The sequence below is a fragment of the Oleiphilus sp. HI0067 genome, from assembly GCF_001635735.1.
The window spans coordinates 1-1,121 of record NZ_LWFI01000555.1 but is presented as its reverse complement, the minus strand read 5'-3'; the positions used below and the strand labels follow the sequence as shown (position 1 = coordinate 1,121).

Below are 1,121 nucleotides of genomic sequence, written 5' to 3'. Positions count from 1 at the left end.
TGTGAGCTCCAATTGGCGCTTAATACTTTTCGACCGTAGCGAATATGTTGGTCGATTTTATTTTCGGATGCCGTTTCACGAATGTATTTGAGAATATCCTGACCATCAGCAATGACTTTTTTATCTTCCCAAGGTTTGAACTCATATCCAAAGGTGAATAAATCAGAATCAGAACGAATGCCTGGATACTTAAACAAGTCCCATGTGCCGCCAGACCGTTGGCGCGATTCAAGAATTAGATAGCTTTTATCTGGACAGTCTCTTTGCATGTAATACGCAAGACCAATCCCTGAAAGACCAGCACCAACAATGAGTGTGTGAACGTGTTTTGCAGTCGCCATAATACTTACCATCTTTTATGCGAGTTAGCTTTTTCGTTACTGTGGTGCTCATTCTATGAACAGAAAAATGATTGGTCGATATGCAAAATAACTCAATATGATTATTATATGGTGCATATTGCACTTTAATGCTGTGAAGAATTGAGGGTTTTGTATTGGCTGAAAAAATAGAAATAGCTGCGAGCACTGAAGAAAAAGAGCGTATTTATCAGTTGTTACGCCTTGGGGCCGAGAAAGCCTTGGTGATGATTAGCAAAGACGAAATCATTGAGCAGATGGAGCAGGCCGGTATGTATGGGGCGGGCGAACATTCTGACCTGGATGACCCAGTTTTAATTGCTGCAACGCGCCGTTCAATTCGCTCAAGCCTTATTCACTGGTTGAACTCCACTATAGAAAACCCCGAGCAAAAAGTAGCGCCCTTTGTTTCCGATAATATTGTGCAAAATGCCTTGGCCATTATTGAAAGAGGTGTGCCAGAACTCATGTTAGCGCTTGATAGAGCAGGACAAAACGTAGCATGGCAATACTGGATGAATGTCGCGTTTGAGATTGCTCAAAACCCGCGTGAATTGAAGTTGCTATTGGATGTGTCATTCAGGTCTATCTCAAGTTATATCGATACAAGTCGCGATTTATTGCAAAGCATATTGAAAGAATATTCTGACGATGAACAAAGTGCTTATCTGGCTAAAAAGCGTGATCTGGTAGTGACCATTCTAGAGGGGCATGGCGTACAAGTTGATAAAGCGATCAGGCAGCTAGATTACCCAATGACTC

The 1,121-nt window shown here is 41.9% G+C and carries 2 protein-coding genes; one reads left to right on the top strand and one right to left on the bottom strand.

The window, feature by feature from the left end:
• Positions 1-341, bottom strand: a 341-nt coding sequence (locus A3739_RS06445) for an NAD(P)-binding protein (RefSeq protein WP_156502405.1), incomplete at its 3' end; no start/stop codon positions are given.
• A 155-nt stretch (positions 342-496) separates the two neighbouring features.
• Here A3739_RS06445 and A3739_RS06440 point away from each other — a divergent pair.
• On the top strand, positions 497-1,121 hold a 625-nt coding region (locus A3739_RS06440), incomplete at its 3' end, for a hypothetical protein (protein WP_197472122.1).